The following is a 19,666-nucleotide window of genomic DNA, read 5'->3' on the forward strand; positions in this document are numbered from 1 at the left end:
TGCCGACCCGGGGCGCGGCCGCGTTAGTGTCCGTGCGTGCCCGCGGTGCCGCTCCTGCCCGACCTGCCCCCCGTCCGTGTCGCGACGCGCCTGGCCGCGCCCGACCCCGGCTGGTCGGTCGAGGCCGACGCCGTGGTGGTCGGCTCGGGCGTCGCGGGCCTGACGGCCGCGCTCGAGCTGCGCACGCGCGTGCGGCGCGTGCTGCTGGTGACGAAGGGCGTGCTGTCGTCGGGGTCGACGGTGTGGGCGCAGGGCGGCATCGCGGCGGCGCTCGACCCCGCGGACTCGCCGGCGGCGCACCTGCGCGACACGCTCCTGGCGGGCGGCGGGCTGTGCGACCCGCGCGCGGTCGAGACGCTGGTCACCGAGGGGCCGCGCCGGGTCCGGGAGCTCGTGGCGCGCGGCGCGGTGTTCGACACCGGTCCCGACGGCGTCCTCAGTCTGACGCGCGAGGGCGGGCACCGTGCCGACCGGATCGCGCACGCGGGCGGCGACGCGACGGGCGCGGAGATCTCGCGCGCGCTGGTCGCGCAGATCGAGGCGGTGCGCGAGGACCCGGGCATCGAGGTGATCGAGCACGCGCTCGTGCTCGACGTGCTCACGGGCGCGCCGGGACCCGACGGCGCGCCGGGCCCGGTCGCGGGCGTCACGCTGCACGTCATCGGCGAGGGCTCGCGCGACGGCGTCGGCGCGGCGCTCGCGCCCGCGGTGGTGCTCGCGACCGGCGGCATCGGGCAGGTGTACCGCTCGTCGACGAACCCGGCGCAGGCGACGGGCGACGGCATCGCGGCGGCGCTGCGGGCCGGTGCGCTGCTGGGCGACCTGGAGTTCGTGCAGTTCCACCCCACGGTGCTGTGGCTGGGGGCGGGCGTGAAGGGCCAGCTCACGCTCGTGTCGGAGGCGGTGCGCGGCGAGGGTGCGCTGCTGCTCGACACGGACGGCGTGCGGTTCATGCCCGACGTGCACGAGCTGGCGGAGCTCGCGCCGCGCGACGTCGTGGCGCACGCGATCGTGCGGCGCATGGCCGCGACGGGGTCGGACCACGTGTGGCTCGACGCGCGCCACCTGGGCGGCGACTTCCTGCGTCGCAGGTTCCCGACGATCCACGAGCGCCTGGCCGAGCACGGCATCGACCCGGCGACGGACCTGGTCCCGGTGGCCCCGGCGCAGCACTACCACTCGGGGGGCGTCGTGACGGACCTCGACGGACGGTCCTCGGTGCAGGGGCTGTACGCGGTCGGCGAGGTCGCGTGCACGGGCGTGCACGGCGCCAACCGGCTCGCGTCGAACTCGCTGCTCGAGGGCCTGGTGTTCGCGCACCGCGCGGCGCGTGACGTGGCGGGGCGCGTCGAGGGCGGGTTCCTGCCGCGCGTCGAGCCGGTCGTGCGGCCGGGTGACGAGGCGTTGGTGGCGGCGGCCTCGCGGGCGCGCGTGCAGCGCGTGGCGACCGACGGGCCGGGCGTCCTGCGCTCGGCGGAGGGCCTGCGCCGCGCGCTGGACGCGCTGGGCCGGATCCCTGCCGACGCGCAGGCCCGGCGGGACGACGGCCGGCCGCTGGGGGAGCCGCAGCTCGCCGAGTGGGAGACGACGAACGTGCACCAGGTGGCGACGGTGCTGTCGCTCGCGGCGTTGGCGCGCGAGGAGTCGCGGGGCGGGCACGCCCGCGCGGACCACCCGGCGCCGCGGGACGCGTGGCGCGTGCGGGTGGGGGTGCGCGCGGCGGTCGGCGGCGGCGTCGTCGTCGGGACGTCGGGCCCGGCGCCCGACGGCGTGTCGTCCGACGACTCTCGATAGTTTCGATCTCGATCCTGCAACGAAAGTCGCGGCATCGCGACGACGCCTCTGGTCAGGCGACCAGATCCCCCGTACGTTGATCCGGCGAGATCCGACTTCGTGCGCAAAGGAGCGTCAATGCGTCGTCTCAGACACCATCGTGTCCTCGAAACTATCGGCGTGGGGGTGGCGGCGGCCGCGCTCGTCGTGGCACCCGCCGTCACGCTGGGATCGGCGGCGGTCGCGGCCGACGCGCCCGCCCAGGTGGACCTCGTCTTCGACTTCGAGGACGGCACGCTCCAGGGCTGGGAGCCCCGCGCGACGGAGCAGGGGGCGCCGGCCGTGGACGTCGTCGACTCCGGCGCGCACTCCGGCCAGCACGCCGCGCGCGTCTCCGACCGCGTGCACCAGGGCCAGGGCGTCCAGCTGCCCGTGACGGACGTGCTCACGCCCGGCGCGCAGTACGAGTACGAGGCGTGGCTGCGCTTCGAGGCCGACCCGGGCACGCTCGTCCTCAGCGCGCGCACCGACACCGACGGCACCGTCGCGTACTCCAACGTCGCGACGTTCACGGGCGTGACGACCGAGTGGACCCGCGTGGGCGGCATCTTCACGATGCCGGAGTTCGGCACCGCCGCCGAGCTCTACCTCGAGACGCAGTGGGACGGCGGCAACGCCGGCAACACCTCGACGTTCCTGCTCGACGACGTGACGATCGCGACCCCGCAGGTCACGGTCGAGGACCTGCCGCCGCTGCGGGGCGAGGTGCCCTGGCCGATGGGCGTCGCCATCGACCAGCGCGAGACGCTCGGCGACTCGCGCGACCTCGTGACGCGGCACTTCAACCAGATCACGGCCGAGAACCACATGAAGCCGTACGCCTGGTACGACGCCGACCGGAGCTTCCGCATGGACCCGCAGGCGAAGGCGCTGCTCGACACCGCGGTGGCCGAGGACCTGCGCGTCTACGGGCACGTGCTGGTGTGGCACGGGCAGAACCCCGGCCAGACGGACGCCGACCCCGACACGGGCACGCCCGCGAACCCGGGCTGGATGTTCCTCGACGACGACGGCGTGCAGCTCACGTCGAGCCCCGAGGACCAGGAGCTGCTGCGCCAGCGCATGCGGCAGCACATCTTCTCGGTCGCGGAGACGATCGCCGACGCGTACGGCCCGTTCGGCTCGGAGTCGAACCCGCTCGTCGCGTGGGACGTCGTCAACGAGGTCGTCGCCGACGGCGGCGAGAACCCCGACGGCATGCGCCGCTCGGCCTGGTTCCAGATCCTCGGCGAGGAGTTCGTCGACCTCGCGTTCCGGTACGCCGACGAGGCGTTCAACGACGAGTACGCGGCCGCGGGCTCCGACCGTCCCGTGACGCTGTTCATCAACGACTACAGCACCGAGGCGATCGGCAAGCAGGACCGCTACTTCGCGCTCGTCTCGCGGCTGCTCGAGCGCGGCGTGCCGGTCGACGGCGTGGGTCACCAGTTCCACGTGAGCCTCTCGACGCCGGTCTCGGCGCTCGAGGCGGCGCTCACGCGCTTCGAGGCGCTGCCCGTCACGCAGGCCGTCACCGAGCTCGACGTCGCCACGGGCACGCCCGTGACCGAGGCGCGGCTCATCGAGCAGGGCTACTACTACCGCGACGCCTTCGACCTGTTCCGCGCGAAGGCGGCGTCGCTCTTCTCGGTCACGGTGTGGGGCCTGTTCGACGGCCGCAGCTGGGTCAACGACAACGGCGCCCCGCTGCTGTTCGACGACCGCCTGCAGGGCAAGCCCGCGTACTACGGTGCGGCCGGGCTCGAGCTGCCCGGGCGCATCGCGTCCGGCCAGTCGTTCGGCGGGCAGGTCGCGCTCGACGACACCGCGGCCTCGGCGCCCGAGTGGGAGCAGCTCCCGCTCTCCCCGATCGGGGAGGACGGCGTCGCCGGCGGTCTGCAGACGCGGTGGACGGCCGACGCGCTGACGGTGCTCGCGCAGGTCCCGGCGGGCACCGACGCGGTCCGCGTCACGGTCGGGACGACGACGTACGCGGTGCCGCGCGAGGGCGAGGGCGACCTGCCCGCGGTCTGGGCCGCGCACGGCGACGGGTACCGCGTGGTCGTCCAGGCGCCCCTGACCGGGGCCGAGGAGGGCGACGTGCTCGCCTTCAACGTGGGCGTCGTGCAGGGCGAGCAGATCACGTCGTGGTCCGGCCGCGCGGGGTCCCTCGCGCTCGTCGAGCCGCTGTCGTACCTCGAGATCCCGTCCGCCGCGGACGGCGTCCCCGCCGTCGACGGCGACGTCGACGAGGTCTGGGCGGGCCTGGAGCCGGTCGTCACCGGCAAGCAGGTCTCGGGCAGCGGCACCGCGACGGCCGAGGTCCGCGCGCTGTGGGACGCCGACACGCTGTTCGTGCTCGCGGAGGTCACCGACCCGGCGGTCGACAGCACCGCCACGCAGCCGTGGGAGCAGGACTCGGTCGAGATCTACCTCGACCTGGGCAACCGCAAGAACGGCGCCTACCTGCCGACCGACATGCAGCTGCGCGTCGGGGCCGACAACGCGGTGTCGTTCGGCAACGGCCCGGCCGAGCAGGCCGACCGCGTGCGCACCGCGACCGCGGCCACGGGCACGGGGTACGTCGTGGAGGTCGCGATCGACCTGAGGGGTCTCGGCGGCGCGGACACCGTGCACGGCGTCGACTTCCAGGTCAACGACGCCGCGGGCGGCTCGCGCATCGGCATCACGAACTGGGCCGACCCGACGGGGCAGGGCTACCAGTCCACCGCCCGCTGGGGCGTCGCCAGGCTCGTCGAGGGACCGGTGGAGCCGGAGGGGCCGCGCGTCACGCTCGGCAGCCAGGAGGTCCGTGTGGGCGAGGGCGTCGAGGTCGAGCTCGCCGGGTTCGCGCCGCAGACCGACGTCGTGCTGGCGCTCGACGCCGGGGCGACCGCGCGCGGCGGGCTCGGCGGCGTCGGCGCGGCCGCCGCGCCGGAGGGCCCCGTCGTGCTGGGCACCCTGACGACCGACCCGACGGGGTCTGCCGTCGGGACGCTCACGGTGCCGGCGACCACCGCGCCGGGCGTGTACCTGCTGGTCGCGTCGGTCGACGGCTCGCCGCTGGCCGACGCCGCCCTGACCGTCCTCGCGGCGGCCCCGGGCGACGGCGGCACGGGCGGCGGCGACGGCGGTGGTGGCACCGGGTCGGCCGGTGGCACGGGCACCGGCGCCGGCGGCAGCCTCGCCGTCACCGGGACCGGGCTCGGCCTGGGGCTGCTCGCGCTGCTCCTCGCCGGCACGGGCACCACGCTCGTGGTCGCGCGTCGTCGCGGGCTCACCCCCGCGACGGTGCGGCAGACGCTGCTGCGGCGCTGACCGTGGCGGCGGCGCCGGGGTGACCTGCGGGTCACCCCGGCACCGGCCCCGCCGGACGTCCCCTCCCGACGTCCGGCGGGGCTTCGTCGTGCCCGGGGCGTCGCGCGCGGCCGCGCCCGCGCCGGTGGGCCGCCGGCCCGCGCCGCTACCGTGTCCCGGTGACCGCCGCACCCACGCCCGCCGCCCCCGCCCGGCCCGCCTCGCCCGTCCTGCCCGGCGACCCGGGCCCCGACGCGGGCGCGATCGCACGGCTCGTCGCGGTCGCGCTCGACGAGGACCTGGGCGCCGCGCCCGGGCGTGACGTCACGACGCAGTCGACGGTGGACCGGGCCGCGCGCGGCGGCGCCGACGTCGTCGCGCGCGAGGCGGGTGCGGTCGCGGGGCTCGTCGTGGTGCCGGTCGTGCTCGACCAGGTCGCCGACCGGCTCGGCCTCCCGCACGCCGACGTCGTGTGGCACGTCGCCGACGGTGCGGTGGTCGACGCGGGTGCGGTGCTCGCGACCGTCACGGGCCCCACGCACGTGCTGCTCGTCGCCGAGCGCACGCTGCTCAACCTCGTCTCGCGCGCGTCGGGCGTCGCGACCCACACGCACCGGTGGACCCGTGCGCTCGCGGGCACGGGCGCGCAGGTCCTCGACACGCGCAAGACGACGCCGGGGCTGCGGGCGCTCGAGAAGTACGCCGTGCGGTGCGGCGGGGGCACCAACAAGCGCATGGGCCTGTACGACGTCGCGATGGTCAAGGACAACCACGTGGTCGCGGCGGGGTCGGTCGCGGCCGCGGTCCGCGCGGTGCACGAGCGCCACCCGGACGTCGCGGTCCAGGTCGAGGTCGACCGGCCCGAGCAGGCCGACGAGGCGCTCGACGCGGGCGCCGACTTCCTGCTGCTCGACAACATGCCGACCGACGTGCTGGCCGCGACGGTCGCGCGCGTGCGGGCCCGCGAGGCCGCCACCGGGCACGTCGACCTCGAGGCGACGGGGAACCTCACGCTCGAGCGGGCGCGCGAGGTCGCGCTCACGGGCGTCGACTTCCTGTCGGTCGGCGCGCTCACGCACTCGTCGCCGATCCTCGACGTCGCGCTCGACCTCGACCCGCGCTCGGTGGTCGCACCCGGCGCCGCGACGGACGCGGGGGAGCTCCGCGCTCGCCCGTAGAATCCCGGGGTGACCGAACGCACCGCACCCGCCGACCCGAACGCCGCCGACGCGGCGACGCCCGCCGTGGACGACGTCCCCGAGCAGATGCGCGTGCGTCGGTCCAAGCGCGAGCGGCTGCTCGCGTCGGGCGTCGAGGCCTACCCGGTGTCCGTGCCGCGCACGCACACCATCGAGGACGTGCGCGCGGCGCACCCCGACCTCGAGCCGGGCAGCGAGACGGACGACGTCGTGGGCGTCGCCGGGCGCGTGGTGTTCCTGCGCAACACCGGCAAGCTCGCGTTCGCGACGCTGCAGGACGGCGCCGGGACGCGCCTGCAGGCGATGCTGTCGGAGAAGGAGGTCGGCGCCGACGCGCTCGCCGCGTTCAAGGCCGACGTCGACCTCGGCGACCACGTCTTCGTGCACGGCCGCGTGATCGCCTCGCGACGCGGCGAGCTGTCCGTGATGGCCGACGAATGGCGCATGGCCGCCAAGTCGATCCGCCCCTTGCCGAACCTCTACGAGGGCACCGAGATGTCCGAGGAGGCGCGTGTCCGGCAGCGTTACGTCGATCTGATCGTGCGTCCGGGAGCGCGCGAGATGGTGCGCCTGCGGTCGGCGGTCGTGCGGTCGTTGCGGGAGAACTTCTACCGCCGCGGATATCTCGAGCTCGAGACCCCCATGCTCCAGGTGCGTCCCGAGGGGGCGGCCGCGCGCCAGTTCGAGACGCACATGAACGCGTTCGACATCGACCTGTACCTGCGGATCGCGCCCGAGCTCTTCCTCAAGCGCGCGGCCGTCGGCGGTGTCGAGAAGGTCTTCGAGATCAACCGGAACTTCCGCAACGAAGGCGTCGACTCGACGCATTCGCCGGAGTTCGCGATGCTCGAGGCGTACGAGGCCTACGGCGACTACGACACCATGGCGGCCCTCACGCAGGACCTCGTGCAGACCGCCGCGCTCGACGCGCTGGGCACGACCGTGGTGACGCTCGCCGACGGCAGCGAGTACGACCTGGGCGGCACGTGGACGTCGCTGACCATGTACGGCTCGCTGTCCGAGGCGCTGGGCGAGGAGATCACGCACGACACGTCCGACGAGCGGCTGCTCGCGCTGCTCGCCGCGGCCGAGGTCGAGCTCGCGCCCGCGCAGCGCAACCACGGCAAGATGGTCGAGGAGCTGTGGGAGCACCACGTCGGCGCGACCCTGTGGGCGCCGACGTTCGTCCGCGACTTCCCGGTCGAGACCTCCCCGCTGACGCGCGACCACCGCACCGAGCGCGGCCTGGTCGAGAAGTGGGACCTGTACGTGCGCGGCATGGAGCTCGCGACCGCCTACTCCGAGCTCGTCGACCCGGTCGTGCAGCGGGAGCGCTTCGAGGCGCAGGCGCTGCTCGCGGCGCGCGGCGACGACGAGGCGATGCGCATCGACGAGGACTTCCTCGCCGCGATGGAGCACGCGATGCCGCCGTCGGGCGGCATGGGCATGGGTGTCGACCGGCTGCTCATCGCCATGACGGGTCACGGTATTCGTGACACCATCCCTTTCCCGCTCGTGAAGCCGCAGGTCTGACGTTGTCATCGGTGGAGGATTCGTGAGTGACTGGGGAGCAGTTCTCGCAGCGTTGCTGCCGTCGATCGGTGTCGGCCTGATCTTCTGGTTCTCGATGCGCGCGATCATCAACGCCGACCGCTCGGAGCGTCAGGCGATCGCGCGCATGGAGGCCGAGAGCGAGCACAGCGGACGCACAGACGCCTGACAATGAGGCGCGTTGCGTTTGACGCGCTCAATGGCGGGTGAGACAGTGAGCCCCGTCAGCTTCAAATCCCCCATTGCCCTGGAGCATTCAATGGCACAGAAGGTGCAGGTCCTGCTGGTCGACGACATCGACGGCGGGACGGCGGACGAGACCGTCACGTTCGGTCTCGACGGCGTGACGTACGAGATCGACCTCACGTCGGAGAACGCCGCGAAGCTGCGCGACGCGTTCGCGCAGTGGGTCGCCAACGGTCGCAAGGTCAGCGGCCGCTCCTCGGGTCGGTCCGCCGGCCGTGCCTCCTCCTCGGCCACGCGTTCCGCGCGGTCGAACGAGGCTCAGGAGATCCGCGAGTGGGCCAAGGCCAACGGCTTCCAGGTCTCCGAGCGCGGCCGCATCTCGGCCGAGGTCAAGAAGGCCTACGACGACGCCCACTGAGCGTCGCCGCGTCGCCCAGGGGGTCGCGACGCAGCACGAAGGGGCCGGCACCCGAGGGTGCCGGCCCCTTCGTCGTCCCGGGACGCGGGTCAGGCCGGGCGGTCGACCGTCAGCTCGCGCGCGGCCGCGTACTGCGCGCGCACGTGCGGCTCGGGCGTGCCGGTCATGACCTCGGCGCCGGTCGACGCCGACCACGCGGGCGGCGCGTCCTGGCCCGACAGGACCCACGCCGCCTGCCGTGCGGCGCCGTCGGCGACGTACTCGCCGGGCGTGGGGACCTGCACGTCGAGCCCGAGGATGCCCGGCAGCACGTGCCGCACGGCCTCCGACTGCGCGCCGCCGCCGATGAGGAAGACCCGCTCGACCGGCACGCCGACCGCGCGCAGCGCGTCGATGCCGTCGGCCAGCGAGCAGAGCATGCCCTCGACGGCCGCGCGCGCGAGGTGCGCGGGCGTCGTGTTGGCCAGGCGCATGCCGTGCAGCGCACCCGTGGCCAGGGGCTTGTTGGGCGTGCGCTCACCCTCGAGGTAGGGGATGTGCACGAGGCCGTCGGCGCCCGCGGGGGCCGACAGCGCGAGGCGCGACAGGCCCGCGTGGTCGACGCCGAGCATGCGGGCCGCGGCGTCGAGCACGCGTGACGCGTTGAGCGTGCACGCGAGCGGCAGGTAGGAGCCGGTCGCGTCGGCGAAGCCCGTGACGAGTCCCGAGCCGTCGGCCGTCGGCGCGGCGGCCACGGCGGAGACGACGCCCGACGTGCCGAGCGACACCGCGACGTCGCCGGGCAGCAGACCCAGCGCGAGGGCCGCGGCTGCGTTGTCGCCGGCACCGGGGCCGAGCACGGGGCGCAGCGCGAACCCGGGCGCCACGGGGCCGGCCTCGTTGGCGGCGAGCACGCGCGGCAGGCGCGGCGTCGAGCCGAGCGCGAGCTCGAGCAGGTCGGTGCGGTAGTCCTCGGTGAACGGCGACCAGTAGCCCGTGCCGGACGCGTCGGACCGGTCCGTCACGAGGCCGTCGAACCCGACCTCGGCCATGCCGCCCGCGAGCTTCCAGGTCAGCCAGTCGTGGGGGAGCGCCACGGCCGCGACGCGCGCCGCGTTCTCCGGCTCGGCGTCGCGCAGCCAGCGCAGCTTCGTGACCGTGAGCGACGCGACGGGCACCGAGCCGATGGCCGACGCCCACGCCTGCGCACCGGCGGCCGTGTCACCGTCGCCGAGCTCGGTGACGAGGTCCAGCGCGGCCTGCGCCGAGCGCGTGTCGTTCCACAGCAGCGCCTCGCGGACCACCTCGCCGTCGGCGTCGAGCACGACCATGCCGTGCTGCTGGCCGCCCACGCTGATCGCCTCGACGTCGTCGAGGCCGCCCGCGTCGGCGATCGCCGCCTGCAGCGCGTCCCACCAGTGGTGGGGGTGGACCTCGGTGCCGTCGGGGTGCTTCGCGCGGCCCTGGCGCACCAGCGCACCGGTCTGCGCGTCCCGCACCACCACCTTGCACGACTGCGTGGACGAGTCCACACCTGCCACGAGCGTCATCGCGTGTGCTCCTCTGCGAGCGGCCCGGGCGTGCCGGGCGTCGGGTGTCCGAGCGGGGGTCCTGCCGGCCCGCTCGGACGTCGGGTGCCGGGGACGGGCGACGCCCGGGGAGCGCGAGGCTCCCCGGGCGTCGGGTGGTGCTGGGGTCAGCCGCGCGCGCCGAGCGCGTGCTCGAGCGCGAGCTGGTTGAGGCGCACGAAGCCGAAGCCGTGCTTGGCCACGCCGTCGACGTCGAAGTCCTCGAACGCCGAGCGGTCGGCGAGGAAGTCGGCTAGCGACTCGCCCTCGTCGAGCGTGGGCTTGGCGAGCTCGAGCACGCCGGCGGCCTCGACGGCCTCCTGGACCTCGGGGTCCTCACGGAACGCGATCGCGCGCTCCTTGAGGAGCAGGTACGTCGCCATGTTGGCGCGCGCCGACTCCCAGACGCCGTCGAAGTCCTCGGTGCGCGAGGGCTTGTAGTCGAAGTGCACCGGGCCGGTGTACTTCGGGCCGCCGCCGGGGAAGCCGTTCTCGAGCAGGTCGACGGTCGCGAACGCGGAGAACAGGTCGCCGTGGCCGAACACGAGGTCCTGGTCGTACTTGATGCCGCGCTGGCCGTTGAGGTCGATGTGGAAGAGCTTGTCCGCCCACAGCGCCTGCGCGAGGCCCGTCGTGTAGTTGAGGCCGGCCATCTGCTCGTGGCCCGTCTCGGGGTTGAGGCCGACGATGTCGCCGTGCTCGAGCTTGGCGATGAGGCCCAGCGCGTGGCCGATCGTCGGGAGCAGGATGTCGCCGCGGGGCTCGTTGGGCTTGGGCTCGAGCGCGATGCGCAGCTTGTAGCCCTTCTCCTTGATGTACGCGGCGACCGTGTCGATGCCGTCGGCGTACGCCTGGTGCGCGGCGTAGAGGTCCTTGGCCGAGTCGTACTCGGCGCCCTCGCGGCCGCCCCACATGACGAACGTGTCGGCGTCGAGCGACGCGGCGAGGTCGACGTTGCGCAGGATCTTGCGCAGCGCGTAGCGACGCACGCGGCGGTCGTTGGACGTGAACGCGCCGTCCTTGAAGACGGGGTGCGTGAACGTGTTGGTCGTGACCATCTCGACCGTGATGCCGGTCTCGGCGAGCGCGCCGCGGAAGCGGTCGAGGATCTTCTCGCGCTCGGCGTCCGAGGAGCCGAAGGGCACGACGTCGTCGTCGTGGAAGGTCACGTGCGCCGCGCCGAGCTCGGCGAGCTTGTGCACGGACTCGACCGGGTCGAGCCACGGGCGGGTGGCGGCCCCGAACGGGTCCTGCGCGTTCCATCCGACCGTCCAGAGGCCGAACGAGAACTTGTCGTCGGGGGTGGGCTTGCGAACCATGACGCCTCCACGTCGAGTGCGGTCCGGAGGCGCGTCGATGGCGACCCCGGTTTTGTTCTCGGGATGAATTTATCCCGCGGTCTCGGTAGGGTCAAGCCATGCCGAGGACGGACGACGCACCCGACGCCGCCCCCGGCGACGTCGCCGCGGAGCGTCCCCGGACGCCCCGCACACGGGAGGGCCGGGCGGCCGAGCGCGTGCCCGACCCGCAGCGCGCGGCCCGGCAGGCGCAGATGCGCACGCACAACCTGTCGGTCGCGCTCGCGCAGGTCGTCGACGCGACCGAGCCCCCGTCGCGCGCGCAGATCGCCGCCGCGACGGGACTGTCGCGCGGCACCGTCACCGGCCTGGTCGACGTGCTCATCGAGGCGGGGCTCGTGCGCGAGCTCGACCCCGTCGTCGTCGCGCGCGCCGGCCGGCCCGCCGTGCCGCTCGCGCCCGCACCCGGCCGCGTCGCGGGCGTCGGCATGGAGGTGAACGTCGACTACCTGGGGCTGCGCGCCGTCGACCTCGCGGGCGACGTGCTCGTCGAGACGGTCGAGCGCGGCGACCTGCGCGAGAGCGACCCCGACGTCGTCCTCGACCGGCTCGCCGCGCTCGCGGGCCCCGTGCTCGCGGCCCTGTCGGCCGACGGGGTCCGCGTCGCCGGCACCGCGCTCGCGCTGCCGGGGCTCGTCGACCGCATCACGGGCCCGCTGCGCTACGCACCCAACCTGGGCTGGCGCGACGTCGACGTCGTCGCGCGACTCGCGGCGCACCCCGTGCTCGCGGGTCTGCCGCCGCGCGTCGCCAACGAGGCCAACCTCGCTGCGCGCGCCGAGGCGCACGCCCGCCGCGGGGCCGTGGCGCCGTCGTTCCTCTACGTGTCCGGTGAGGTCGGCGTCGGCGGCGCGCTGGTGCTGGACGGCGAGATCTTCCTCGGTCGGCACGGCTGGAGCGGCGAGATCGGGCACGTCGTCGTCGACGCCGGCCCGGGTGCGAGCGCACCCGTCTCACTCGAGCAGCGCGCCGGGCAGGACGCGATCGCGCGCGCCGCGGGCCTGGCACCCGGGACGCCGTTCGCCGAGGTCGTCGCGGCCGTCGCGGCGGGTGACCCGGTGGCACTCGAGGCCGTGCGCGCCGCCGGGCGCTGGCTCGGGCTCGCGGTGTCGACCGTCGCCAACGTCGTCGACGTCAGCGAGATCGTCCTGGGTGGCACGTTCGGGCTCGTGTTCGACGAGGTCCGCGGCGCCGTGGCCGATGCGCTCGCCGACCGCGTGATCTTCGCCGACTGGTCGTCGCCGTCGGTGTCGCGCTCGCGCGCCGGGGACTACCCGGCCATGACGGGCGGCGCGCTCGCCGTGCTGCGCACGGTCGTCGCCGACCCGACCCCCTGGATCGCCGCGGCGTCCTGACCCGCCGGCGCGCGTCGGTCGTCGCCGCGTCCCGAGCTGCCGTCTCTCCGGAGCCGTCGCGTCCCGGCAGCACGTCCGCGTCCGGATGCCAGGACCGGTCAGCCGCGCGACCGGGCTGACGTCGCTCATCGGGCCGATGAGCCACCCCAGCCCGGTCTCGCGGGTGACACGTCCCACGTCGCGGACAACCGGGGCCTCGCGAAGGACCCGCTGCTGGTGACCCGGTGGTCGCCGCCCCGCCGGTGGTCCGGCCCTGGTCGGGCCACCCGCCGGCGGCCCGGCCCCGGTGGTGCAGCCCCGCAGGTGCGCCGACGGCCGCGTCGACCACGGCATCCCTGCGTAGGGTCGTCGCCGTGAACGCGACGACACCCCTGTGGATCGGCACCTTCCCGCACGCCGGCATCGGCACCGAGTCCGGGCTCGGCGAGGGGGTGTGGCGTGTCGACCTCGACCGCGCCACCGGCGCCCTGGGGGTGCCGCGGCTCGTCGTCGAGACGCCCGCGCCCACGTTCGTCGCGACGCACCCCGACGGCCGCTGGCTGTACGCGGTGGGGGAGAGCGAGCGCGGCACGGTCACGGCGTTCGAGGTCACCGCCGACGGCGGCCTCACGCCCCGCGCGACCGTGACGTCGGGCGGTGCGGCGCCGTGCCACCTGCTCGTGGTCGACGACGCGCTGCTCGTCGCCAACTACGTCGACGGCGTGCTGGCGGTCGTCCCGCTGACGCCCGACGGCGCGTTCCGCCCGGAGGTCACCGCCGCGGGGGTGCCCGCGCAGGTCCTGCCGCACACCGGGTCGGGCCCGGACCGCGACCGCCAGGAGGGCCCGCACGCGCACTTCGTCGCGCTCACGCCCGACCGCCGCCACGTGCTCGTGGCCGACCTCGGCACCGACGAGCTGCGCCGCTACGCGCGGACCGCCGACGGGTCCCTGGTGGCCGACGGCGTGGCCGCCCGGCTGCCGCCGGGCACGGGCCCGCGCCACGTCGTCTTCGCCGCCGACGGCGCGCACCTGTACGTCGCGGGCGAGCTCGACGCGACCGTCCACGTGCTGGCCTGGGACGCGCCGACGGCGACCGGTGCACCCCGCCGGACGGTGCCCGCGGTGCCCGCGGCGGAGGCGGCCGACGGCGTGCGCCGCTCGCCGTCGCACGTGCTGCTCGACGGCGACCGTCTGCTGCTGGGCGTGCGCGCGCTCGGCCTGCGGGGCCCCGACGCGGTGACCTCCTACGACGTCCGGGCGGACGGCACGCTCGGCGAGCCGCGCACCGCGCCGCTGCCGGGCCCGACGCCCCGCCACCTCGCGGTCGTCGACGGCTGGACGGTCGTCGCGCTGCAGGACGCGCACGCGCTCGTCGTGCAGGGCCCCGACGGCACCCAGGTGGCGGAGGTCGCGTTGCGCTCGCCGGCGTGCGTCGTCCCGGTCGTCACCGCCTGATACGCGCACGCCGCACGCCGCGGTGCGGCCGGACTCTCGCCGACGCCCGCCCGCGCGCTCCCGCCCCGCGCGCCCTCCCGCTCCCCGCGCCTTCCCGCCGCGCGCGTCCACGGACACCCGTGCGGACGACGGACAGCGGCGTGCGGCTGTCCGTCGAGCCGCGACCGTGTCCGTCGGCGCCCGGGGTGCGCGCCGGAGCGGCGGGTCCGGCCGGTGGGCACCGGTGGCGTGCCCGCCCCGGCGGCGGTCCACAATGGGGGGTGACCACCGACCGGGCGCCGCGCGTCGCCATGCTCTCGGTGCACACGTCGCCGCTCGACCAGCCCGGCACGGGCGACGCGGGCGGCATGAACGTGTACGTGCTGGAGCTCGCGCACGCGCTCGCGGCGCGGGGTGCGCGCGTCGAGGTGTTCACGCGCGCCACCCGGTCCGACGTGCCGGAGACGGTGGTCCTCGACGGCGCCGACGCCGCGGGGCGCGGGCTGACGGACGCCGACGCGCGGGGCGTGCTGCTGGCCGACGAGGTGCCGCCGGGCGTCACGCCGCCCGTGCTGGTGCACCACGTGCCCGCGGGGCCGTTCGAGGCGCTCGACAAGAACGACCTGCCCGGCGTGCTGTGCGGCATGGCGGCGGGCGTGCTGCGCTCCGAGGCGGCGCGCCGGCCCGGCTGGTACGACGTCGTGCACTCGCACTACTGGCTGTCGGGCCAGGTGGGGGCGATCGCGGCGCAGCGCTGGGAGGTGCCGCTGGTCCACACCGCGCACACGCTCGCGAAGGTGAAGAACGCGAACCTCGGCCCGGGTGACGCGCCCGAGCCGACCGTGCGCGTCGTCGGCGAGGAGCAGGTCGTCGCGGACGCGGACGCGCTCGTCGCGTCGACGCCCGTCGAGGCGCGCGAGCTCGTCGAGCTGTACGGCGCGGACCCGGAGCGCGTGCACGTCGTCGAGCCGGGCGTGGACCTCGACCGGTTCCGGCCCGGCGGCCCCGGCGCGCGGGCCGACGCGCGGCGTCGCCTGGGCCTGCCGACCGACCGGCCGGTGGTGCTGTTCGCGGGGCGCGTGCAGCCGCTCAAGGCGCCCGACGTGCTGGTCCGCGCGCTCGGCGTGCTGCGCGCCACGGGTCGTCCCGTGCCGCAGCTCGTGGTGCTGGGCGGGCCGAGCGGGCGTCCGACGGCGGTGCGCGAGCTGCTCGCGCTCGCGGTGACGCTCGGCGTCGACGACGACGTCGTGGTGCGCCCGCCGGCGCCGCGCGACGAGCTCGCCGCGTGGTACCGCGCGGCCGACGTCGTCGCGATGCCGTCCCGCTCGGAGTCGTTCGGCCTGGTCGCGGTCGAGGCGCAGGCCACGGGCACGCCCGTGCTCGCGGCCGCCGTGGGCGGGCTGCGCACGGTCGTCGACGACGACGTGTCGGGCCGGCTCGTGCCGGGGCACGACCCCGCGGTGTGGGCCGACGCGCTCGCCGACGCGCTCGCGGACCCGGGGCGACGCGCGCGCTGGGGCGAGGGCGCGCGGCGGGTCGCCGAGCGGTACGCGTGGACGACGGCCGCGGACCAGCTCCTCAAGGTCTACGCGGTCGCGGGCGAGGCGCGTCGCTGACCCGCGCGCGTCCCGCGGACCGCGGGACGGACGTCCCTGCGGGGCCCGCCGGGCTGGGGCAGGATGGACGTCATGACCTACACCCTCGTGCTGCTCCGCCACGGCGAGAGCGAGTGGAACGCGAAGAACCTGTTCACCGGCTGGGTGGACGTCCCCCTCTCCGAGAAGGGCGTCGAGGAGGCCAAGCGGGGCGGCAAGCTCCTGACGGACGCGGGTGTGCTCCCGGACGTCGTGCACACGTCGCTGCTGCGCCGCGCGATCACGACCGCGAACTACGCGCTCGACGTGGCCGACCGCCTGTGGATCCCCGTGAAGCGCTCGTGGCGCCTCAACGAGCGTCACTACGGTGCGCTGCAGGGCAAGAACAAGAAGCAGACGCTCGACGAGTACGGCGAGGAGCAGTTCATGCTCTGGCGCCGCTCGTACGACGTGCCGCCGCCCGAGATCGAGCTCGGCACCGAGTTCTCGCAGGACCAGGACCCGCGCTACGCCGGTGAGCCGATCCCGCGCACCGAGGCGCTCGCGCAGGTCCTCGAGCGCGCGCTGCCGTACTGGGACGCCGAGATCGTGCCCGACCTGAAGTCCGGCAAGACGGTCCTGGTCGCCGCGCACGGCAACTCGATCCGCTCGATCGTCAAGTACCTCGACGACGTCGACGAGCAGACCATCGCGGGCATCAACATCCCCACGGGCATCCCGCTCGTCTACCACCTGGACGAGGAGACGCTGAAGCCGACGAACCCCGGCGGCACGTACCTCGACCCCGAGGCGGCCGAGGCGGCCATCGCGGCCGTGGCGAACCAGGGTCGCTGAACGCCCTGACCCAGGGTCGCTGAACGCCCTGACCCAGGGTCGCTGAACGCCCTGACGCACCGCTGACGCACGACGACGGCCGGTCCACCCACGGGTGGGCCGGCCGTCGTCGTCGGTGCGGACCCCGGGGCCGGGACGCGACGAGGCGCCCGCCCCCTCCCCGGGACGGACGCCTCGTCGTCCGTGGCGGGGCGGTCGGCCCCGCGGACGGCACGGGTGCCGGTCAGGCGCCCCGCACCGCGGCCGGGTCCAGCGCGTCGGCGAGGTCACCCGTCACCAGGTAGACCATGCGCCGCGCGACGGACACGCCGTGGTCGCCGAACCGCTCGTAGTAGCGGCCCAGCAGCGTGACGTCGACGGTCTCCTGCGTGCTGCGCTCCCACGGGCCCGACAGCATCGCGGTGAACGTGTCGGAGTGCAGCGCGTCCAGCAGGTCGTCGTCCTGCTGGATCGACTCGGCCAGCGCCATGTCCCGCGTCTCCAGCAGGGTCGCGACGCGGCGGGCGACGCGCACGGCGGCGTCCTGCATCTGCGTGAACGTCGGCTCGAGCCCGGCCGGCACGGCCGTCCCGGGGTACCGCAGCCGTGCGACCTGCGCGACGTGCCGCGCGAGGTCCCCCATGCGCTCGAGCGACGCGCTCATGCGCAGCGCCGACACGACGACCCGCAGGTCGGTCGCGACGGGCTGCTGCTGCGCGAGCAGCCGCACGCAGCGGTCGTCGAGGTCGCGCTCGAGCGCGTCGATCGCGAGGTCGTCGGCGATCACGGACTCGGCGAGCTGGAGGTCGGCGGTGAGCAGCGCGATCCCCGCGCTGCTGATGGCCTGCTCGACCCGGCCGGCCATGGCGACCAGGTCCTGGCCGAGCTGCGTGAGCTCGGCCTCGAAGATGTCCCGCATGTGCTCCCTCTCCCTGCGCGTGTGCAGCCCACACGGTGGCACGCGTCGGTGAACGAGCGCCGCCCGGCAGGTGAACAGCCGGCGGCGGTTCGTGGTCCCGCGCCGTCGGTGGCGCGGAGCCCCGCGGAGCCGCGCCTAGTGTGGCCCCGTGGAGTGGTTCCTGGATGCCGTGCCGCTGGCGGCGGGCGTGCTCGGCGTCCTCGTCGGCGCGGTCGCGATGGCGGCGTTCCGGTGGAGCGAGCGCGAGCAGCGCCGTGTGCCGCCGCAGCCCGAGCCGGAGCTCGAGGACGGCCTGGTGCGCACGCTGGCCGTGCTGCGCTCGGCGGCCGTGGTGCTCGACGCGCAGGACCGCGTGGTACGGGCGAGCCCGCCCGCGCACGCGCTGGGCCTGGTGCGCGACGGGCGGCTCGTGCACGCCGCGATGCGCGACATGGTCACGGACGTGCGCCGCGACGGCGTGATCCGTGACGAGGAGCTCGACGTGCCGCGCGGCCCGGTCGGCCCGGCGCGGCTCATGGTCCAGGTGCGGGTCGCGCAGGTGACGCCGGACCACGTGCTGCTGCTCGCGGAGGACCTCACGCAGGCGCGCCGGCTCGAGGCGATCCGACGCGACTTCGTCGTCAACGTGTCCCACGAGCTGAAGACGCCGGTGGGCGCGCTGTCGCTGCTGGCCGAGACCGTGCAGGACGCGGCCGACGACCCCGAGGCGGTGCGCCGGTTCAGCGGGCGCATGCGCGCCGAGGCCGCGCGGCTGTCGGCGCTCGTGCACGAGATCATCGAGCTGTCGCGCCTGCAGGTCGCGGGCGCGCTCGAGGACGTCGAGGCGGTCGGGGTCGACGACGTCGTCGCCGAGGCCGTCGACCGCGCGCGCACGGGCGCCGACGCCAAGCAGATCCGCATCGCGGCGGGCGGCGACCGCGGGGTCACGGTGTTCGGCGACCACAACCTGCTCGTCACGGCCGTGCGCAACCTGCTGGACAACGCGGTCGCGTACTCGCCCGAGGGCACGCGCGTGAGCCTGGGCGTCCGGCGCCGCGGCGAGCTCGTCGAGATCGCGGTGGTCGACGAGGGCGTCGGCATCGCGGAGGCCGACCAGGACCGCGTGTTCGAGCGGTTCTACCGCGTGGACCCCGCGCGCTCGCGCGACACGGGCGGCACCGGGCTCGGCCTGTCGATCGTCAAGCACGTCGCGGCGGACCACGGCGGCGACGTGTCGGTGTGGTCGCAGCCCGGCCGGGGCTCGACGTTCACGCTCCGTCTCCCGGTGGCCGACGCGCGCGGCGACGACGTGCCGGACGCGTCCGCCGCGGACGCGCCGGACGCCGCCGGCACGACCTCGTCGACGTCGGGTGCGCCCGGCGCACCCGACCACCCGACCGACGCCCCGGCGCGCCGCGAGCCGCGCACGCCGCCGAACCTCTCCAGGAGCACCCCGTGACCCGCATCCTGCTCGTCGAGGACGAGGAGTCCTACCGCGACCCGCTGTCCTACCAGCTCGGCCGCGAGGGCTACGACGTCGTGACCGCCGCGACGGGGCCCGACGCGCTCGACGCGTTCGCCGAGCACGGCGCCGACCTCGTGCTGCTCGACCTCATGCTCCCGGGACTGCCGGGCACCGAGGTGTGCCGTCGGCTGCGCCTGGAGTCCGACGTGCCGGTCATCATGCTCACGGCCAAGGACGACGAGATCGACAAGGTCGTGGGCCTCGAGCTGGGCGCCGACGACTACGTGACCAAGCCGTACTCGTCGCGCGAGCTGCTCGCGCGCATCCGCGCGGTGCTGCGGCGCCGCGAGTCGGCGGGCCGTGCGTCGTCGGACGACGGCGAGGACGACGGCACGCTCGAGGTCGCGAACGTCCGCATGGACGTCGACCGGCACACGGTGCACGTCGACGGCGTGCTCGTGCCGTTCCCGCTCAAGGAGTTCGAGCTCCTCGAGATGCTGCTGCGCAACCCGGGCCGCGTGCTCACGCGGGGCCAGCTCATCGACCGCGTGTGGGGCTCGGACTACGTGGGCGACACCAAGACGCTCGACGTCCACGTCAAGCGCATCCGCGCGAAGATCGAGGCGGACCCGTCCGCGCCGACGCTGCTCACGACGGTGCGCGGGCTGGGCTACAAGCTGTCGGACGGCACGGAGGACTGACGCGCCGTGACGCACGTCGCAGTCGGACGCGCGTCTGGTCGACCACCGTTCACCCG

15 protein-coding genes are annotated in these 19,666 nt (G+C 75.2%); 12 read left to right on the forward strand and 3 right to left on the reverse strand.

What is annotated here, in order from left to right; translation table 11 throughout:
• The first annotated feature begins 45 nt into the window (after window positions 1-45).
• The 6 genes from GY42_RS15900 (at window position 46) to GY42_RS15920 (ending at window position 8,463) form a co-directional block, all read left to right on the forward strand.
• Window positions 46-1,794: an L-aspartate oxidase gene (locus GY42_RS15900; protein ID WP_052748562.1), complete on the forward strand. Its 1,749-nt coding sequence runs from the start codon at window positions 46-48 to the stop codon at window positions 1,792-1,794.
• Between the two features lie 159 nt (window positions 1,795-1,953).
• Complete coding sequence (locus GY42_RS18415; RefSeq protein ID WP_052748448.1) at window positions 1,954-5,130, forward strand: endo-1,4-beta-xylanase; 3,177 nt, start codon at window positions 1,954-1,956, stop codon at window positions 5,128-5,130.
• A 158-nt stretch (window positions 5,131-5,288) separates the two neighbouring features.
• Window positions 5,289-6,287 carry a carboxylating nicotinate-nucleotide diphosphorylase gene (gene nadC / locus GY42_RS15910; RefSeq protein WP_082131603.1) on the forward strand — a complete coding sequence of 333 codons (999 nt, stop codon included), beginning with the start codon at window positions 5,289-5,291 and terminating at the stop codon, window positions 6,285-6,287.
• An 87-nt stretch (window positions 6,288-6,374) separates the two neighbouring features.
• Entirely contained in the window at window positions 6,375-7,841 is a 1,467-nt protein-coding gene (lysS, locus tag GY42_RS15915; protein ID WP_236686881.1) for a lysine--tRNA ligase, read from the forward strand.
• A 22-nt stretch (window positions 7,842-7,863) separates the two neighbouring features.
• A complete protein-coding gene (locus tag GY42_RS19635; protein ID WP_163275714.1) occupies window positions 7,864-8,028 on the forward strand; it encodes a hypothetical protein in 165 nt (54 codons plus the stop codon).
• Window positions 8,029-8,118: 90 nt separating this feature from the next.
• On the forward strand, window positions 8,119-8,463 hold the full coding sequence (locus GY42_RS15920; RefSeq protein WP_046530061.1) for a histone-like nucleoid-structuring protein Lsr2: 345 nt from the start codon (window positions 8,119-8,121) through the stop codon (window positions 8,461-8,463).
• Between the two features lie 89 nt (window positions 8,464-8,552).
• On the opposite strand, the gene xylB is transcribed toward GY42_RS15920, so the two are convergent.
• Complete coding sequence (xylB, locus tag GY42_RS15925) at window positions 8,553-9,992, reverse strand: xylulokinase (protein ID WP_046530062.1); 1,440 nt, start codon at window positions 9,990-9,992, stop codon at window positions 8,553-8,555.
• Window positions 9,993-10,138: 146 nt separating this feature from the next.
• The gene (xylA, locus tag GY42_RS15930) at window positions 10,139-11,329 is read right to left on the reverse strand and encodes a xylose isomerase (RefSeq protein WP_046530063.1); all 1,191 of its coding nucleotides are present in this window, start codon (window positions 11,327-11,329) and stop codon (window positions 10,139-10,141) included.
• A 98-nt stretch (window positions 11,330-11,427) separates the two neighbouring features.
• On the opposite strand from xylA, the gene GY42_RS15935 reads away from it, so the two are divergent.
• The 4 genes from GY42_RS15935 (at window position 11,428) to GY42_RS15950 (ending at window position 16,567) form a co-directional block, all read left to right on the forward strand.
• Window positions 11,428-12,723 carry an ROK family transcriptional regulator gene (locus tag GY42_RS15935; RefSeq protein ID WP_082131604.1) on the forward strand — a complete coding sequence of 432 codons (1,296 nt, stop codon included), beginning with the start codon at window positions 11,428-11,430 and terminating at the stop codon, window positions 12,721-12,723.
• A gap of 353 nt (window positions 12,724-13,076) precedes the next feature.
• Complete coding sequence (locus tag GY42_RS15940; protein WP_046530064.1) at window positions 13,077-14,159, forward strand: lactonase family protein; 1,083 nt, start codon at window positions 13,077-13,079, stop codon at window positions 14,157-14,159.
• Window positions 14,160-14,419: 260 nt separating this feature from the next.
• Entirely contained in the window at window positions 14,420-15,754 is a 1,335-nt protein-coding gene (locus tag GY42_RS15945; protein WP_046530065.1) for a glycosyltransferase, read from the forward strand.
• 72 nt (window positions 15,755-15,826) lie between these two features.
• Complete coding sequence (locus GY42_RS15950; RefSeq protein WP_046531123.1) at window positions 15,827-16,567, forward strand: phosphoglyceromutase; 741 nt, start codon at window positions 15,827-15,829, stop codon at window positions 16,565-16,567.
• Window positions 16,568-16,790: 223 nt separating this feature from the next.
• Here the strand turns inward: GY42_RS15950 and phoU are convergent, their stop codons facing one another.
• Window positions 16,791-17,465: a phosphate signaling complex protein PhoU gene (phoU, locus tag GY42_RS15955; RefSeq protein ID WP_046530066.1), complete on the reverse strand. Its 675-nt coding sequence runs from the start codon at window positions 17,463-17,465 to the stop codon at window positions 16,791-16,793.
• Between the two features lie 148 nt (window positions 17,466-17,613).
• On the opposite strand from phoU, the gene GY42_RS15960 reads away from it, so the two are divergent.
• Together GY42_RS15960 and GY42_RS15965 are read left to right on the forward strand one after the other, a co-directional pair.
• Window positions 17,614-18,903: a sensor histidine kinase gene (locus GY42_RS15960; protein ID WP_046530067.1), complete on the forward strand. Its 1,290-nt coding sequence runs from the start codon at window positions 17,614-17,616 to the stop codon at window positions 18,901-18,903.
• Entirely contained in the window at window positions 18,900-19,610 is a 711-nt protein-coding gene (locus GY42_RS15965) for a response regulator transcription factor (RefSeq protein WP_046530068.1), read from the forward strand. Before GY42_RS15960 ends, GY42_RS15965 begins: the two co-directional genes overlap by 4 nt.
• The last annotated feature ends 56 nt before the right edge of the window (window positions 19,611-19,666 follow it).

Source organism: Cellulomonas sp. FA1 (genome assembly GCF_000986825.1).
GTDB lineage: Bacteria > Actinomycetota > Actinomycetes > Actinomycetales > Cellulomonadaceae > Cellulomonas > Cellulomonas iranensis.